Here is an 18102-nt window from a genome sequence, read left to right on the forward strand (position 1 = left end):
GATATGTGACAATAAAAATTCCAAAGCCGGATGTGCCAAAAGGACTTTTTGGAAAATGTAAAAAATGTGGTCAAATGGTATTGTCAGAAGAGGTCAGGGAGAATGGCTATATTTGCCCTAAATGTGGCGGTTATGTGAGAATGCACGCAAAGCGCAGAATCAAAATGCTTGTTGACAAGGGAACTTTCGAACCATGGTTTGAGGGACTGGAAATTAGCAATCCACTTGGAGATAAAGAGTATGAAAAGAAATTATTGGAAGTAAAAGAAAAAACAAAATTAGAAGAAGCAGTAATAACAGGAAAAGCTTTAATTAACGGCAGTGAAGTTGCTTTGGCGGTAATGGACGGGCGTTTCTTAATGGCAAGTATGGGAGAAATTGTTGGCGAAAAAATTACACGAACTGTAGAGAAAGCCACAGAAGAAAATCTTCCTCTTGTAATTGTGGCATGTTCCGGTGGGGCAAGAATGCAGGAGGGAATTATTTCCCTTATGCAAATGGCAAAAACATCGGCAGCCCTAAAACGTCACAGCGAAAGTGGAAATCTCTACATATCTGTTTTAACTGATCCAACAACAGGTGGGGTTACTGCAAGTTTTGCAATGCTTGGGGATATTATTATGGCAGAACCTGATGCGTTAATAGGTTTTGCAGGTCCCAGAGTAATTGAACAGACAATCGGCCAGAAGCTGCCAAAAGGATTTCAGAAGTCAGAGTTTCTGCTTGAACATGGTTTTATAGATTTAATTGTGGAAAGACAGAATTTAAAAAATAAGTTGTCAGAGATTATTAAACTTCATTATCCTAAGAAGAGCAGTAAAGAAAATTATAAAGTTATAGATGAAAAGGACTTACAGAAATTAAATGAAGAGAGCAACGAAATCAAGGTGGATAGGAATTGGCAGAGGGAAAATTCCGAAGGTGATTCAAAAAAATCTCCGATAGACGACGGAAATTGTGAAACAGAAAATAAGACGTTTCAGAACAATTTGACACCTTGGGAAAAAGTTCAGATTTCACGAGAGAACAAACGTCCTACAGGACTTGATTATATAGAAAAACTTGTGGAGAATTTTACAGAGTTGCATGGTGACAGATATTTTGGAGATGACAGCGCAATTGTTGGTGGAATTGGAACTGTTAACAATAAGCCGGTAACAGTTATCGCTCAGGTAAAAGGTCACAACACAAAAGAAAACATTAGCAGAAACTTTGGCATGCCATCACCGGAAGGCTACAGAAAGGCTTTGCGTTTAATGAAAGAGGCAGAAAAATTCCACAGACCTATAATATGCTTCGTTGATACTCCGGGAGCATTTTGCGGCTTGGAGGCAGAAGAAAGGGGTCAGGGTGAAGCCATAGCAAGAAATCTTTTTGAAATGTCAGCAATAAAAGTACCTATTCTTTCTATTTTTGTAGGAGAAGGGGGAAGTGGCGGCGCCTTAGCCATGGCAGTTGCCAATGAAGTTTGGATGCTGGAAAATTCAGTGTATTCGATTTTGTCTCCTGAAGGCTATGCAAGTATTCTTTGGAAAGATGGAAAAAAAGCTGACAAAGCGGCAGAAGCCATGAAAATGACAGCGGATGATTTGAAGCAGTTAAATGTAATTGAAAAAATATTTAAGGAACCTGTTGACTATAATGTTACAACCATTGAATTTGTAACTGATAGGCTAAAAACAGAAATAGACCAGTTTTTAATTAGCAAATCTCATTTATCAGAGAAAGAAATTGTTAATGAAAGATATAATCGATTTAGGAGAATGTAATGAATATTAAACCTTTAAAAATAGGGGAGTTGCAGGCGAAAATCCCATTAATTCAAGGTGGAATGGGCGTTGGAATTTCTTTGGGAAATCTTGCAGGAGCGGTAGCAAATGAAGGTGGTGTTGGAATTATTTCCACGGCACAAATTGGATTTAAGGAAAAGGATTTTTACGTTAATACCTTGGCAGCTAATTTACGTGCCATTGAGAAGGAATTGAAAAAAGCCAGAAAAATTGCTCCAAAAGGAATTTTAGGCTTTAACATAATGACTGCGCTTACCAATTATAAAGAGCAGGTGCTTGCAGCAGTGAAGGCAGGGGCAGACATTATTATTTCCGGCGCAGGACTACCGGTGGATTTACCTGCTTTTGTGCAAGGTTACAAAACAAAAATAGCCCCCATTGTATCAGGTAAAAAGTCAGCTCAGGTTATTTTAAAATACTGGGATACACGATACAAGAAAACAGCCGATTTAGTGGTTATTGAAGGACCAAAAGCAGGTGGTCATCTTGGATTTAAAAAAGATGAGCTGGAGAAGTATGGTTTTGGCGCATGCAAAAAAAATGAAAATTGTGGTTTGAAAATTTCTGAAGATAATCAAAATGATAAATTTGAAAGAAAATGTATAAAGGATTACAGTGAGGAAGTTTTGGAAATTAAAAAAGTAGTTCAGGAATACGAGAATAAATATTCAAAAAAAATCCCCATTGTTTTGGCAGGTGGAATTACAACAAGAGATGATGTGAAAAATGCATTTGACTTAGGAATGGACGGAGTTCAGGTAGGTTCATTATTTGTGACAACGGAAGAATGTGACGCTCACATTAATTATAAAAATTCTTATGTTAATGCAAAAGAAGATGAAATTACAATTGTGAAAAGTCCGGTGGGGATGCCTGGAAGAGCCATCAAAAATAAGTTTATGAGTCAGGTTATGGCAGGAGAAAATTTTCCACCAAAGAAATGCCTTAAATGTCTCAAAAAATGCAATCCGGCAAACATACCATATTGCATTACAGAGCGCTTAATTAATGCAGCAGAGGGAAATGTAGATAACGGCTTACTATTTTGTGGAGCAAATGCCTATATGCAAAATGAAATTACAACAGTTCATAGGGTTATAGAAAAACTGTTTGGGTAGTTTAAAGGTTGCATAAAAAAATGAAAATGTTATACTGTGGATATATAGATGGGTACGTGAATGAGAAGGCAATGAAGAACCTAAGATTTTAGAAACATTAATATTAATAAGAACATAAGAGACTCTGGCATAACAGTTAATGTATCAGATAGAATCTGAGAGATTTGCTGTTGTGGCAGAGTTTTGTTTTTTGTTGGTTAAATTCTTTTAGAAATTGTATTTGATTTATCGAAAATGAAATTTTGTATTTGTTCATTTCCCATAATTAGTAACTGGTATGAAGTAATACCAAGTAACACATGAAAAACATGGGAGGAAGGAACATGAAAAAGAAAATTTTTAAGAGTAGGAAGTTCAAAAAAGTAGTAGCTATTGCACTTACGGTAGCTACAACTACCACACTGGGAAACGGAGGAGTGTATAAATCTGTCAGTGGGGTAGAAAATGCAAGTAAACCTGAACAAAAAGTAGTTAAGGAGAAACCGAAAGTTTTAAAAGAGTTAAAAGATGAAAGAACTCAAAATTCAAATACTTATTTAATGAGTGATGGCTCTAAAAAGACAGAAATACATACAGATAGTATAAGATTTAAGGACAAGGGCGAATTGTCAGACTTTTCAACGAAGCTTGTTAAAATATCAAAAGATGCGAAAGATATATTAGATGAAAAGACAGACGTAAACGGAGAAGACTATAAATATATAAATGAAAGTGGGAACATAAGACAATATTTCCCAAAGACATTATCTGTAGATACAGGGGTTGTTTTGAATAATGGGAAATATATATTAAATATGTTGCCTGTAACTGAAGAAGAATATATTCCGCAAAAGAATGAAAGTACAGTTACATATTCAACAGAAGAAACGAATATTAAATATGAGTATATTTCAATGAAGAACGGAGTTAAGGAAAATATATTACTAAAAGAAAAACCTGAAAAATACTCATTTAAATATAAAATAGAAGGTGAAAACATATGCTTGAAGCAAAGAAAAAATTACAGAGGAATTTTAGTATGTGATAGTAGTACAAATGAAACAATAGGATATATTTCACCACCAAATTTAGAGGATGGTAATGGAGATGTAGATTATGAAAATGTTGAATATAAACTAAAGAAAGAAAATTCAGAGACAGAAATAGAAGTTAAACTTAACAGACAATATTTTGATAATGAATCATTGAAGTATCCTGTGAAGGTTGATCCGACAATGGTATGGATGGCTGACTATTTAGCAACAAGAGGTGTATGGTCAGTTCCATTTATGGCTGATTCAATGATGAACTATAAAATATTAAACGTTACTAATTATCTAAAAGATGCATATCCATATAATAGTGAAAATAGAATATATCTTGATACAACAAATCTTTTAAGTGGAAAAAGTTTTGTTGGAACTAAAACACCTCTTAAAGGCAAATATATAGAAAGTGCAGAACTTATTTTTAGTGAAAGTAAAACACCGGATTATTATCCAACAGGTACTGTTCAAATTAAAAGAGCATTAGCTAAATGGGATAAATCAACAATAACATGGAATTCACAGCCCAAAATATCAGATGATTATATTGCTGAAACACAGTGTACAGGAGAGGAAGGAAATCGTCATACACTAGATATAACTGATTGGGTGCAGGATATAGCAGATGGTAAGTTAGAGGATAATGGATTAGTGTTCACATGTCCTGAAAAAGGAATGGCAGCATCTATCTATAGTCCTGAAATACAGTATTCAAGTTCAGAGAATGGTAAATACGGAGATCCATTATATATGGCAATTGCTGTTAATTATAGAGAAATGAAATCATATGATGAAACAGTAGAATTAAATGCAGAGTATGCTAATGATGAAAATAATATTCAACTTAACATTACAGATAATAATACAGATGATGGGGTGACAGTAACCGGATATAAAATATATGCGAGAAAAAATAATGCATCAGTGTTTTCAGTAGTAGGAAAGGGAACAACAATAGACGAGACAATCAAGATAGCATCAGACAATGAAGATTGTATAGATTTAAGAGCATGCTTGTTATATTCTGATGGAACAGTTAGACCTTCGAATATTGTATCTCTTAAGAAGAGCAATGAGGATGATGATTCAGAAATCACCTACGAAAATGTTAAAATTGATACAGACGGAGATGGACTCGAAAATGGATATGAAATATGGGATTTTAAGACAAAGTGGAATGAAAAGAAATCTGATGGCACATACAATCAGGATACAGACGGAGATGGATTCCCAGATGGCTATGAAGTATTTACATTGGGTACAGATCCGGCAGTAGCAAATGAATCAGGAGCAGATAGTGATGGAGATGGATGGACAGATTTAAGAGAATATAAAGAAGGAACAGATCCGTGGTTAAAGGATTCAGATTTTGATGAAATAAAAGATTCTGATGATTTTGAAACAACAAATCCGAGAAAAACAGATAACCCTCAGAATAAAGGAACAGATAGATTAGGAGCATGTTCAGCAGAGGTACATAAAGGACTTTACGATAGAGAATATTCTGAATATGACAACGGTGTAAAGACCACATATTTAAAAAATATTTATAGAAATGATATAAAAAAAGTAACAACCGATTATGGTGATGAAAACTTAAATAAAGTGGTAAAATATTTCTATGATGAAAAAGGAAACAACACTGCTGTTGTAGAAGAAAATCAAAATGATAAAGACCACACAATATGCATTACATATACATATGATAGTGACGGAAATGTAATATACATATGTGATCAGAAAACAGCATATACAATGGAATATCAAGACAGTGAGATGAAGTCGCTTAAAGTAGGAAATATAGAGCTTGTAAATAATTCGGAAAATATAATAAAAAGCAATGATGAAGCTTCCGATATTGCTGTAGGAGAGATAATAAACAGTACAGAAAATACAACTACATATGGTAATAATCAAAAGATTCGAACAGTAACAACTGAAATGAAGGTGGCAGAAAACGATACAACATCAGTTGCTAGGAAAGTAGAAATATATTATGATACAAACAGCATTCCTGCATATACAACCGAATACAATGATGCGGGAAAGATTATAAAATTCACAGATAATACAGGAAAAGAAGCTGTAAGTTATAACTACATTTATACAGGTGATAATGTAAAGGTTGAAAGAAATGATGGCTTTATAAAGACAGTCAATACAGAACAAAATGAAGAAAGTGGCATTACACAAAAAAATATTGAGTATACATATAAAGATATTTTAGACAGAAACGCAACATATAAGACAACTCAAAAGTCTGATATGTCAGATGAAAACAAAGTATTGATGACAAATGTATTTTACAATAATGCAGTGTTGACAGAAGAGTCAAGTGATAATGAACAAACAATAAGCAGAAAATTGTATTCAAGTCTTAATGGTCAGGGAATATTTAATGTAGATGAAAAGAAGAATACAGAACAGGAATCATTATATACAATAATTTTTAGTGGAAATAAAAAGGTATTTAGCTATATATATGATTTGGCAGGAAATATAACGGAAATAAAGCTGGGCGATAAGAAAATTTATGAATATGCCTATGATGTACACGGAAGAATTACAAAGGAACTTGATTATGTTAATAAAACAGGTTGTACATATGGATATACAAGTACAGGAAATGTTGTAGCAAAACACATAAAAGAAATTAATAATGATGGAAGTCTTACTAATGTAAGAGATATTAAATATAGTTATCAAAATGGAGAATGGGCAGATCAACTTACACAGTATGACGGACAGAAGATAACTTATGATGGTATGGGAAATCCTATAGATTATATTGACGGAAAAACTTTTAAGTGGACAAGAGGCAGACAACTTGAACAAATGACATTAAAAGATGGTTCAAGTGTTACATATAAATATAATCAGGATGGATTAAGAACATATAAAGATACAAAGGAATCTATAACTAATTATCAATGGGATGATTCTAAGCTTATAAGAGAGACAGTAGCATATAAGGGAGATGAAAAGAAGTATGATATTTGGTATTTTTATAACAATGATGATGAAGCTATAGGTTTTGAGTATAGTGAAGTTGATAATAGTAATATCGTTAAAACACCAATTTATTTTGAAAAAAATAAACAGGGAGATGTTATTGGTCTTCTTGATACAAAGGGAAAAGAACTTGTGAAGTATTCATACGATGCATGGGGAAATATTGTTGATGTATCATATGAAAATGAAACAGCATTAAAATTAAATCATATAACTTATCGAGGATATTACAAAGATAACGAAAGTGGATTTTACTATCTCCAAAGTAGGTACTATGATTCTGAAACAGGAAGATTTATTAATGCAGATGATGTTAAAATATTAGGAATAAAAGATACAAGTATATATAAAGATAATCTATATTGCTATTGTAACAACAATGTTGTAAATTGCACAGATCCAAATGGTAAATCTCCTATAATAATATATTATGCTTACGAGTTTATAAAGGCTTGTGTAATACTGGTAGGAACGGTAATTGCATATTGTAGTATAAAAAAGATAATGAATTCGTTTAAGGAATATTGTAAATTAGTAGGAAATGGAATGTCTGGTATAGCATATACCGTTGTGCATGGTGGTAAACGTGCATTCAGTTGGGGAAAGAGTAAAATAAAAAAAGCCATTAAAGCTGTTAAGGCATTTACAGAAGTAGCAAAGGCTGAAGCAAAGATAAGAAGTCGTGTTAAAAGAACATCTAAAACTCGTTATTGGAGTGCAACTTTAAAAAAAGGATATGTTGATATTGGTAGACCATTATCATATTCGCAGGCTGTAAAAGAGGTTTCAAGAAGACACAATGTGTTTACAGTTACTAAAGCAGAGGCGAAAGCTGTAGCTAAAGCTGCTGGCAATAATAAAAAACCAACAAAGGCTGAAATTGATAAGGGAAAAAATGGAATTATAGGATATTACTGGCATTATCATACTTATAATAGAAATGGCGCCCATGTATGGTATTTGTTTTAGATAAAGTAACAAATAGCTTTATAGAATAATTTAGTCTTATACACATTGAAGATTAAATTATTAGTAATTTGATATTTTTAAGGAGGTAAATTATGTTAGCATATATATCAATTTTATTAAAAACAATATTTAGGAAGAAACATTTTTGCATTACAAGTGAAATATCAGGAGAATTATACGATAAAGTGATAGACTTCCTGATGACACAATGTGATCAATTTGCGTTTTGTGTGCCAAATTTAGGAAAAACATTAATAAATGAATCTAATGCGAAATATTTTCCTGAATATAAAATAGGATATACAGAAATGGATGACGACTGGGTTGAGGATTATAATAGATATCGTGTTAATATTAAAAAGTATTTAGATAGTATTTCTGAGCATATCAAGAATCATTATATTGATACGGTATATTGTGATTCTATTTCAGAATATGAAAAAGAAATATTTCTGATTGAACTAAATGATGATACGAGAAAATTTTTCGATTATGTTAAGGATTTATATCAGTGGAAATATCCTGATTTTCCTGAAGATTTAAGTTTTTATAGAAAAGGCAAAGTTTTTATGTCGAGTGTAGCTCATGAAAATATGTGCGAGTTCTGTAAAAAGCGAAAAGTAGAAGAATTTCTAAAAAATAACAATATAGAATATTACAAAGGGTAAGTAGACAAAGAAAGGCTAATATATGAAAAAGAAAATAAAAATAATTGTAATAGTTGCCTTAATTTTAATAATTCTTGTGCCATATATTTTTGTGGAAGGTAACACTCTTTTATTTGGAAGTGAATTTAAGAATCAGTATAAACAGACAAACATGATTGACGACATAGAATACTATAAGGTTTTTTATAATACAAATAAAACTGCCAAAGTGTATTATGTGGAATCAGACCATGAAGCAGGTCATTTTATTTGGTTCAAAAAAGAAAAGTCAAAATGGAAAATGACAAAATGGACTACGGTATGGTCACAGTATGGTAGTGCTAGCGGAATAACCTTTCCTTTTTACAAGTAGGCTTATTTTACAATTTTACTAATATGTCTAAAAGTGGTAAAATACCATTTTGAGGAATATCCTTCAAGGTATAGGAGGCGCAAAATGGAAAACACTTGTAAGGTAGACAAAAGAATAAGACGAACAAAAAAGATACTTACTGAGGCTTTAATTGAAATACTGAAAGAGAAAAATGTTATGGATGTTACAGTAAGCGAGTTAGCAAAAAAGGCTGATGTGACTCGAACAACTTTTTATCAGTATTATCGTGATCCTGTGGATATGCTTGAGCAGTTACAGGATGAAATTGCCGAAGATATTCAAAAAGTTGTTGAGGCTACAGAAGGAGGAAACGCAGAGGGCTTTTTCTATGGCCTGTTTAACTATTTTTATGAGGATAAAATCAAAGCAGGTTTGTTGTGTTTTAGTGTGAACAACCAGACCGGTTATGAAAAAATGGGATATTACATACATGACAAGTATATGCTTAGATGGAAAGATAAGTTTATGGATGAATCTCTGAAACAGTTTAAATATTACAGATACTATATAGTTTTTGGCTGTACGGCTGTTGTAGAAAACTGGGTTCGTGGCGGAATGAAGGAAACACCACAGGAAATGGCAACAATAGCCAAGAGCTTCCTACCAAGAGAAAAAATTTATTTAAAATAATAAATAAAGGTACTACTAATTGCACAGGCTTTTCAAAAGTTAGATTTACGAATCTAACCATTGGAGGCTGCACAGATTTTCATTAGTAGTACCTTTTTTATATGTGTTGGCGTGAAATCTTTTTGGATTTTTTTGAACGCCTTTTCCTAACAGGTTTCTGATTCTCTTTCTTGTAGTTTGCGATTATGTCAGCAATCAAAGTATAGTCTCGCTCAAAAAGTTCAGTGCTGATTTCTAAATCAAGTTGCTCTCGTGGAAGTTTTTCAATAAGCTTGTTTACAACAAAATCCTTGCTTTTCTGTTTATACTTTGGAAGTTCATTTCGTTCCTGAATATGTGCAAGTTCAGGTCGCCATAATAAACTAAGCTTACGCTTAATACGCTGGCGTTTATTTCGTGTAGGTTCCCGTAGTACATAGAAGTCCATGTTGCCGTCAATTAGCTCAGCAGAAATAATTCCCCAACTGTCAGGTATATGTTCATTAACGTGTTTTGCGTGAGTTGAACCAACCACAACATAATTATAGTCGAAGAAAAGATTATAGTCTTTTACCTGTCTCTCTAATCTTACATATGTATCTGCGTCGCTTTTTATTTCAAGTCCCACTAAAGAATCGTCAGTAACCATAATAACATCAGCTCTTGAGCGGGCAATTTCTACTTCTTCAAGTATTCGTATTTTTCCGTAAGAATCCTCCAGATAATTAAACAGAGGCTCTCTAATATCTGCATCATGTAACATAAATTCACCTTTAATTAAAAAAATGATTATAATAGAAATTTTTTTAATATTTTCTAGTTATAAATCTCAAACATAGATTATAACATTATTTCAACAAAAGGTGTTAGATTACTTCATTAGAAAATGCAGCAAGTTTGTTTATACAAGTTTTTATTATGTTCTTTAGTACATTCCTCTTTATATCTCTTTACTGTAATTTGATTTTGGCAGCAGGTGATTTATAGCTGTTACACAATGAGCTTGAATATACCGCTACGATTTTGTAGTAATAGGTTCTACCTTTTTTAACATTATAATTAATGAACTTATTAGTAGTTGTAGTAGCTATTTTGGTATATTTTGATTTACCTAATCGTCTTCTGTAAATGTAGTATTTAACAGCAGATGAATTTTTCTTCCAGGTTACTTTAACGTTTGAATATTTATAGCTTTTTGTAGAACCGCTGGTTTTAACAGCTTTTACTGATGTAGGAGTTTTAAGTTTAACTCTTACATATCGGGTCAATTTTATGCCACTATCTGTTTTTGCAGTAATCTTTGCAGAACCGATTTTTTTTGCTTTGACTGTACCTGTTTCATCAACAGAAACTACAGATGGATTACTACTTGTCCAAGTGATTGTATCAGTGGTGTCAGTTGGATAAATTTCCGTAGTGTACTTTGCAGTATCTTTTATGTGTAGGTAAATACTACCTTCTTTTATAGTAAGAGAGGTAGAAGGCTGAACAACATTTACTGTGCAGAATGCCATAAGTCCGCTATCTGTTGAAGCTTTAATCATTGAAGAACCATTTCTAATTGCAGTAATGGTACCTTTTTGTGAATTTACACCTACGCTTGATTCGTTAGTGCTTGAATATGTTATTGTATTTGAATAATTTGCCATAACAGGGTTTGTGTCAGTGAAAGTGATTTTGGCATTCACAGAGGCTTTTTCCCCTTTTTTAAGAGTAACGTTATAGGTAGATAAAGTTATCATTCCGTCGGCTACATTCTGAAGTTTTTTTGCAGTATCATTATCTAATTTATCTATAATATGGCTGGTGTCGAATTCACTTCCTGACAAAAAAGTATTGTTGTAAGCTGATGTTTCAAATATAGTCTGAAAAAGTGTGCAGGCAGCCAGATAACTTCCCTCTAATGTTGGATGAATCATGTCGGAATTATATAAGTTAATTTCAGGATATTCTTTCATGCATCTTGTATAATTGACACCTACAGGTGCAACTTTGCAGTCAAATTTATTTCCAAGAGAAAAATAGAATTTAGTCATATAATTTTGCAAGGTAATATTGTCAAAGTAAATTGAAGTGCCATCAATTATAAAATCATTACCAATATAATCTGCCTGAGTTTCATATAGTATTGTCTTTGCACCTGTGCTATCAATTGTTGATTTTAAGTTTGTGATAGCATTTTTAGTTGCTTCTAAATTACCCATTATATTTTCGCGGTGCTCCTGCAAAATAACAAAATCCCATTTCTCTTTTGATAGAGCATTAACAATTTCTGTGTTATAAGCATTGCCCGTTGTGGCAAATTGAGTAAGTTTATAACTAGAGGCTGTAATGGATTTGACCTCACAGTTAATATTGTTAGCTTTAGCAAGACCTTCCACCATCAAAGGCATTTGATTGTAATAGGTTGAGCTGTTTCCGATAAATAAAATTCGTGTTGTTGAAATATCGTTAGATGTGGCATAGGTTGGGGTACAATTTATGCCAAGAAAAATTAATAGTAAAAGAAAAATAACCTTATAATATCTCTTCATTTTTTGTCTCCTTATGTATTTTGTAAATAATCTGCTAAAAGAGTAAAGTCGAAATTTGATGGAAAATTTATATCAAAATCACATCATATCAGATTGATAAACTCACAAAGGTATTAGTAAAAATGGGAAAAATAGGATTTTTAGAAAAAATAAAAAGAAATATAACCAAAAGAAAAACAAAAAACAAAAACATTAAATGAAAGGAATTTAAAAATATGAGAATTATTAAAAAAGTTTTGAGCTTCGCGCTGATTACAGCTATGGCAGTAACAATGACAGCATGTGGAGGCAGCAGTAAGGAAAGCAAAAATGATAACAAGATTGTTATCAGATACCAGAAAAGTATTGCTTATGCACCAGTAATGATAATGGCAGAAAAGAATATGATTTCAAAATATTATGACAAGGATTTAGAAGTTGATTGTCAGGTTGAGAAAGATGGAAACACAATTAAAGAAGGCGTATCAAGTGGAAGCATTGATATTGGAACATTAGGATTGCCACCGGCAGTTGTTGGAATTTTAAGTGGCAGTAAATACAAAATCTTTTCAGGTATTTCTTCACAGCCATATTCAATTGTTACAAATCAAAAGGATATAAACACTTTAAAAGATTTAAAAGATAAAAAAATTCAGATAGGAGTTTTAAGTACAAACAGCCAGGGACATATTTTACTTGGTATGGCTGCTAAGGCTGAACTTGGAGATGCTCATGCATTTGATAATGTGCTTAATTCGGTTGACAATGCATCAGGATTTGACGGAATTAAAAGTGGTTCAATTAAGGCACATATTGTAATTTCACCGTATAATTTCAAAGAGTTAGCTGTGGAGGGAACTCATGAAATTGCTATTAGTGAAGATGTGTGGGTGCCTGGAGATACATCTATTGTGGGAATTGCTTCAAAAAATCTATATGAAAATAACAAAGATTTATACAATGCAGTTTGCAAAGCACTTGATGAAGCTATGCAGTATGTAAAGAACAATCCTGAAGAAACAGCACAACTTGTAAAAGATAAATTAGAACTTGATGACAGCGTGGAAGATATTGTTAAGTGGATGACTGATTCAAAATCACAATATTCAACAACACTACAGGGTGTAGGAAATTTTGTTCAGTTTATGCAGGATGAAGGATTTTTAGAAAACGAATATTCAGGAAATCTTAGTGACATTGTATACGATGGTGTAAAAGGAAAATAAAGTTACAAGGAGACAAAAGCAGTGAAGAAAAAAACAAAAGGTTTATTGTGTCAGATTATTTTTATAGTAATAGTTGTGGCTATATGGCAGATTGTGGCATACAATTTTGCACAAAACGGAAATGCAAATTTGTTCCCATCCATAGGAATGATTTTTGAAAAAATGATATGGGGATTTACTGAAAAAGGTTTTGGTGGCATTATGCTTCACTCACTCTTACTAATGTTAGAGGGATTAGGTATAGGGATAGTTTTAGCAATTGTATTATCAGGTATATCTGTTATCTCAGATTCATTTGCGGCAGTTTACAACATGGTTGTATCTATGTTTGACCTGATTCCGGGAATTGCTTTAATTTCAGCAATTATAATTTTTCTGTATGGACAAAACGATATTGCCATTGTGATTTTGGTCGTTCATTCAGTTGTGTGGCCTATGTCACGTAGTATTATTGATGGCTTTAATGCTGTGCCAAAATTATATTTGGAAGTTGGACAAAATATAGGTCTGTCACCAATAAAACTTTTGTTTGGAGTTTTCATTCCGGCGGCAATGCCAAGAATTTTCTCAGGCATAAAAGTTGGTTGGGCGAGAGCCTGGAGAGGGCTTATTAGTGCGGAAATGGTTTTTGGTGGAGCAGGAACTATTGGTATGGGATATTACATTACTCAAAGAAGAGATAATAGTGACCTTGCAAGTATATATGCAACAATAATCATAATTATAATGATTGGACTTGTTGTGGAATACGGAATTTTTAGAACTATTGAAAATAGAACATTTAAGAAATGGGGTATGACACGATGAGCAACAATGAGATTTTAAAAATAGAAAATTTAAAAAAGACATATAGCAATACTACTGAACCTGTTTTGAAGGGAATAGACTTAAGTATTTATGAAGGAGATTTCTTGTGTGTGCTTGGACCATCAGGTTGTGGAAAATCAACCATGATTAGATGTATTGCAGGTTTTGAGGATTATGAAGGAACAATTGAAGTTAGTGGCGAAAGTGTAAAAGGTCCCGGTACTGACAGAATTATGGTGTTTCAGGACTTCAATCAGTTGTTTCCGTGGAAGACAGTTCTTGGGAACATAACATTTCCTTTAAAGAGCAGTGGCATGAAGGACAAAAAAGAAAGAATAAAGAGAGCTGAGAAATATTTAGACAAGGTGAATCTTTTGCAATACAAGGACTACTATCCACATCAGCTAAGTGGTGGTATGAAACAGAGAGTAGCTATTGCTAAAGGAATGGCATTAGGTTCAAAAATCATTATGATGGATGAGCCATTTGCAGCATTAGATGCAATGACAAGAAATCAAATGCAGTCAGAACTTATGCACATAAAAGAAAAAGAGAAAATGACAGTTTTATTTATTACTCATAACATTCAGGAGGCAATTGCCCTTGGCAACAGAATTATGGTTATGTCAAAGGATGGTTTAATTAAGGAGCATATGTACAATCCAATTGAAAAACCGGTAACTCCTGCTAGTGAAGGATACGGAGAGTTATGGGAACATTTGAATAGCATGTTGACGGAAGAAAATACTAAAGAAAATTAATGTGGAGTTAGACAATGAAAAGAAAATTGAAAATATTAGCAAAAATAGTTTGTTTTTGCCTGATATTTGTCCTACTACTTGATTTTGTTAATGGGTTATTTAAGCCAAAGTGGTTAGAGGACAGATGGGCATCTTCAAAAACAAATGTAAGTTTTTATAAGCTGGAAAAGAACAGTACAGATGTGTTGTTCTTTGGCTCCAGTGTTGTAGCTGCGTCAGCGGATCCTTTTCAATTATACAATGAATATGGAATATCTTCTTACAATTTGAGTGTGGTTTCCCAAACTATGAGCGGAACATATTTTTGGGTAAAGGAAGCTTTACAGACACAAAAGCCAAAGGTGATTTTTGTTGAGGTTAAAACTCTCGGAAGAAAGCATGACAAGTTAGAAAGTAAGGCAAGAAAGTCTTATGATTATATGCGACTTGGAAAAACAAAATTAGAGTACGCTTATGCCACAGTGAACTCTGATAAGGAAATAAAAGATAATGAGGAAGCACAGGGAATTTTTGAATATCTCTTTCCACTTTCACTTTATCACACAAGATGGTCTGAGTTAGACTATGACGATTATGATTTTGTTTTGGGCAACAATAATTCAGATACAAAAGGCTACGCTGCATTAACAAATACTTTTAAATATACATCAAAATATGATAAGGCAAGTGATGATGCAGGAAAGTATGACGGATTCGATGCAAAAAAAGTTGAGTACAGTAAATATAACGCCACAAACAAAGAGTATGTTGAAAAGATTGCAAAGTTAGCAAAACAAAATAATGTGGAGCTTATTTTATACAAAACACCGGATACAAGCTGGAGTGTTAAAAAGTACAATTATGTAAATGATTTAGCAAAGGAATTAGGCGTTAAGTATTTAGATTTTAATTTGAAGTCTATGAGAAAAGCTGTAGGCATTAATTTTGCTGAAGATGGTGCAGACAATATCCATATGAACATTAGTGGTGGAAAAAAGGTAACATCTTACATTGGAAAATATTTGACAAAGAATTTTAATCTTACAAATTATAAAGAAAAAGATTCTAGTGTGACAAAGAGCTTCCAGTGGGAAATGGCAACTTATGAAGCTCAGATGAAAAATGCAAAACTTTTAAAAGAAATGAATTTAAATAATTACCTTAAATTAATAAATGACAAAGATTATGCATTTATTGTAGTTGCAGGTTCATCATCACATAAGTTGAATTTTTCAACAGAGCAGTTAGATCTTTTTAAGGATATGAATATAAAAATTGACAAGTTCCAAAAAGATTCTGTTTATGGAAATAATTTGGTTTATGTATCAGAGGACGTAAAGTCAGATGCAAGTATCAATATATCAAAAGAAGAAGACAAATACACAACAGCGGTAATAGATCAGGGGGGACAGTTTAGTGATGGAATGTCTTACTCAGCAAAAGTTAGCGGTGGACTTTGTTCAGTAAGAGTAAACAACAATGCCTGTGGTGATGTGTATGAGGATGCCATGAATATTGTTGTTTACGATAAGAAAACAAAGTCAGTTATAGATACAGTAAGTTTAAAAAATAATGCTTATGGAACTGTAAGTATAGGGAGAAAGGGCAAAGGATGAGTTTTACAAGTTTAAGTTTTTTAGGTTTTGTACTTGTGGTTGCAATTTTGTACTTTACCCTGTTTAGAAAGTGTCAGTGGTTTTTACTGCTACTTGCAAGCATTGCTTTCTATATGTTTTCAGGTCCAAAGTACATAGTTTATATTAGCATAACTGCTGTTACAACATATTTGTTTGCAGGAAAGATACAAAAACTTCATGATAGAGAAAAGAAGATTATTGGAAAACATGATTTCTCAAAAGAAAAGAAGAAATCCATAAAGAAACATTTTACAGCAAAAAGAAAAGTCTGGTTATTGCTGGATTTAGTTATAAATTTGGGTATGCTGTGTGTAATTAAGTATATGGATTTTGCACTTCGCGGTATGTCCGCAGTGCTTGCAAAGTTTGGAGTTGACTGGTCAAAATCTGTGAGTTTTGTTTTACCACTTGGTATATCATTTTATACTTTTATGACAGTAGGATACATACTCGATGTTTATTGGAAACGATATAGAGCAGAGAAAAATATTTTGAAGCTTGCTTTGTTCACATCGTATTTTCCACACATAGTTCAGGGACCAATTGGCAGATATAACAAATTAGCAGAACAGTTTAATCAAAGATATAAGTTTGATTATGACAGAGTAAAAAAAGGTTTGCTGTTAATGTTATGGGGTTATTTTGAAAAAATGGTTATTGCAGACAGGTTGGCTATTTTCGCTAACGGCGTATATGCAAAGTGGGACGAGGTTACAGGTTTACCGTTAGTGCTTGCAATTATATTTTTTTCAATGCAGTTGTATTTAGACTGGACAGGGTGTATGGATATTGCAAGAGGTGTTTCACAGATTTTTGGAATAGAGTTGGAAAGAAATTTCTGGCATCCTTATTTTTCAAAAAACATGCCGGAGTTTTGGAGAAGATGGCACATTACACTTGGAGCCTGGTTTAAGGATTATTTACTTTATCCTGTTTCAATGTCGAAGCTTTGTAAATCAATTAACAGATTTACAAGAAAGAAGTGGGGCAATCAGGCATCAAGAGCATTTTCAACAGTAATCCCTGCAGCATGCGTATGGATTGTAACAGGTATGTGGCATGGAGCGGCAATGTGCTACGTGCTATGGGGTGTGTATCATGGAATCTTGATTATACTTGGAGCAGTGTTTGATGTACCAATACAGAAATTAAATAAGTTATTGCATATTAACACTGAATGTTTTTCATTTAATTTATTTAGAATGGCAAGAACATTCTTATTGTCCGCCATTGGTAGAATATTTTTTGTATCTACAGCAGGTTTCCATCATGCAGTATTGATTATCAAAAGAACTTTTGATTTGAGAAATTTTGGATTACATACATTATGGGACGAAAGCCTATATTCTTTTGGACTGGACAGACATGGGTTTACACTATCGCTTATTTTAATTGGGTTAGTTTGGTGTGTTAGCATGTTACAGGAAAAATTTGATAAAGATAACAAGGGCATTAGAGATGTAATTTGCGAACAGAATATTATTTTCCGTTGGATATTATATTTTGGTTTAATATTCGGAATTATTATATTTGGTATATATGGTTCAGGATATAATGCAGGAGCATTTGTTTATGGACAGTTTTAGTAATCTCTAATTGAAGAAAGGACACAAAA

At 32.9% G+C, this 18102-nt stretch carries 13 protein-coding genes; 11 read left to right on the forward strand and 2 right to left on the reverse strand.

The features are described from left to right. The first annotated feature begins 5 nt into the window (after positions 1 to 5). From DW006_RS05395 to DW006_RS05420, 6 genes are all read left to right on the forward strand, one after another. Positions 6 to 1769: an acetyl-CoA carboxylase carboxyltransferase subunit alpha gene (locus tag DW006_RS05395; RefSeq protein WP_347475072.1), complete on the forward strand. Its 1764-nt coding sequence runs from the start codon at positions 6 to 8 to the stop codon at positions 1767 to 1769. Further along, positions 1769 to 2908: a nitronate monooxygenase family protein gene (locus DW006_RS05400; protein WP_117999379.1), complete on the forward strand. Its 1140-nt coding sequence runs from the start codon at positions 1769 to 1771 to the stop codon at positions 2906 to 2908. The genes DW006_RS05395 and DW006_RS05400 overlap by 1 nt, the downstream gene beginning before the upstream one ends. A gap of 323 nt (positions 2909 to 3231) precedes the next feature. After that, entirely contained in the window at positions 3232 to 7914 is a 4683-nt protein-coding gene (locus DW006_RS05405; protein ID WP_158561078.1) for an RHS repeat-associated core domain-containing protein, read from the forward strand. Positions 7915 to 8006: 92 nt separating this feature from the next. Further along, positions 8007 to 8582 (forward strand): hypothetical protein, encoded by a 576-nt coding sequence (locus DW006_RS05410; protein ID WP_022164565.1) that lies wholly within the window; start codon positions 8007 to 8009, stop codon positions 8580 to 8582. A gap of 22 nt (positions 8583 to 8604) precedes the next feature. After that, positions 8605 to 8934: a hypothetical protein gene (locus DW006_RS05415; RefSeq protein ID WP_022164566.1), complete on the forward strand. Its 330-nt coding sequence runs from the start codon at positions 8605 to 8607 to the stop codon at positions 8932 to 8934. 84 nt (positions 8935 to 9018) lie between these two features. After that, positions 9019 to 9585, forward strand: a complete 567-nt coding sequence (locus DW006_RS05420; RefSeq protein WP_022164567.1) for a TetR/AcrR family transcriptional regulator — start codon at positions 9019 to 9021, stop codon at positions 9583 to 9585. A gap of 97 nt (positions 9586 to 9682) precedes the next feature. Here DW006_RS05420 and DW006_RS05425 read toward each other — a convergent pair whose 3' ends face one another. Together DW006_RS05425 and DW006_RS05430 are read right to left on the reverse strand one after the other, a co-directional pair. Further along, on the reverse strand, positions 9683 to 10327 hold the full coding sequence (locus DW006_RS05425) for a sce7726 family protein (RefSeq protein ID WP_117999381.1): 645 nt from the start codon (positions 10325 to 10327) through the stop codon (positions 9683 to 9685). 187 nt (positions 10328 to 10514) lie between these two features. Continuing rightward, the gene (locus DW006_RS05430; RefSeq protein WP_117999382.1) at positions 10515 to 12098 is read right to left on the reverse strand and encodes an Ig-like domain-containing protein; all 1584 of its coding nucleotides are present in this window, start codon (positions 12096 to 12098) and stop codon (positions 10515 to 10517) included. 215 nt (positions 12099 to 12313) lie between these two features. Here DW006_RS05430 and DW006_RS05435 point away from each other — a divergent pair, with 215 nt between their 5' ends. Genes DW006_RS05435 through DW006_RS05455 form a run of 5 tightly spaced genes read left to right on the forward strand, consistent with a single transcriptional unit; the run spans position 12314 to position 18073 of the window. After that, complete coding sequence (locus tag DW006_RS05435; protein ID WP_022166315.1) at positions 12314 to 13303, forward strand: ABC transporter substrate-binding protein; 990 nt, start codon at positions 12314 to 12316, stop codon at positions 13301 to 13303. 21 nt (positions 13304 to 13324) lie between these two features. Continuing rightward, positions 13325 to 14110, forward strand: a complete 786-nt coding sequence (locus DW006_RS05440) for an ABC transporter permease subunit (RefSeq protein ID WP_022166314.1) — start codon at positions 13325 to 13327, stop codon at positions 14108 to 14110. Beyond that, the gene (locus DW006_RS05445; protein WP_022166313.1) at positions 14107 to 14871 is read left to right on the forward strand and encodes an ABC transporter ATP-binding protein; all 765 of its coding nucleotides are present in this window, start codon (positions 14107 to 14109) and stop codon (positions 14869 to 14871) included. The genes DW006_RS05440 and DW006_RS05445 overlap by 4 nt, the downstream gene beginning before the upstream one ends. Before the next feature lie 14 nt (positions 14872 to 14885). Continuing rightward, the gene (locus DW006_RS05450; protein WP_117999383.1) at positions 14886 to 16466 is read left to right on the forward strand and encodes a hypothetical protein; all 1581 of its coding nucleotides are present in this window, start codon (positions 14886 to 14888) and stop codon (positions 16464 to 16466) included. Beyond that, a complete protein-coding gene (locus tag DW006_RS05455) occupies positions 16463 to 18073 on the forward strand; it encodes an MBOAT family O-acyltransferase (RefSeq protein ID WP_117999384.1) in 1611 nt (536 codons plus the stop codon). The genes DW006_RS05450 and DW006_RS05455 overlap by 4 nt, the downstream gene beginning before the upstream one ends. Positions 18074 to 18102: the final 29 nt, after the last annotated feature.

It is taken from the genome of Eubacterium sp. AF36-5BH, from assembly GCF_003460505.1.
In the GTDB taxonomy this organism is placed as follows: Bacteria; Bacillota; Clostridia; order Lachnospirales; family Lachnospiraceae; genus Eubacterium_G.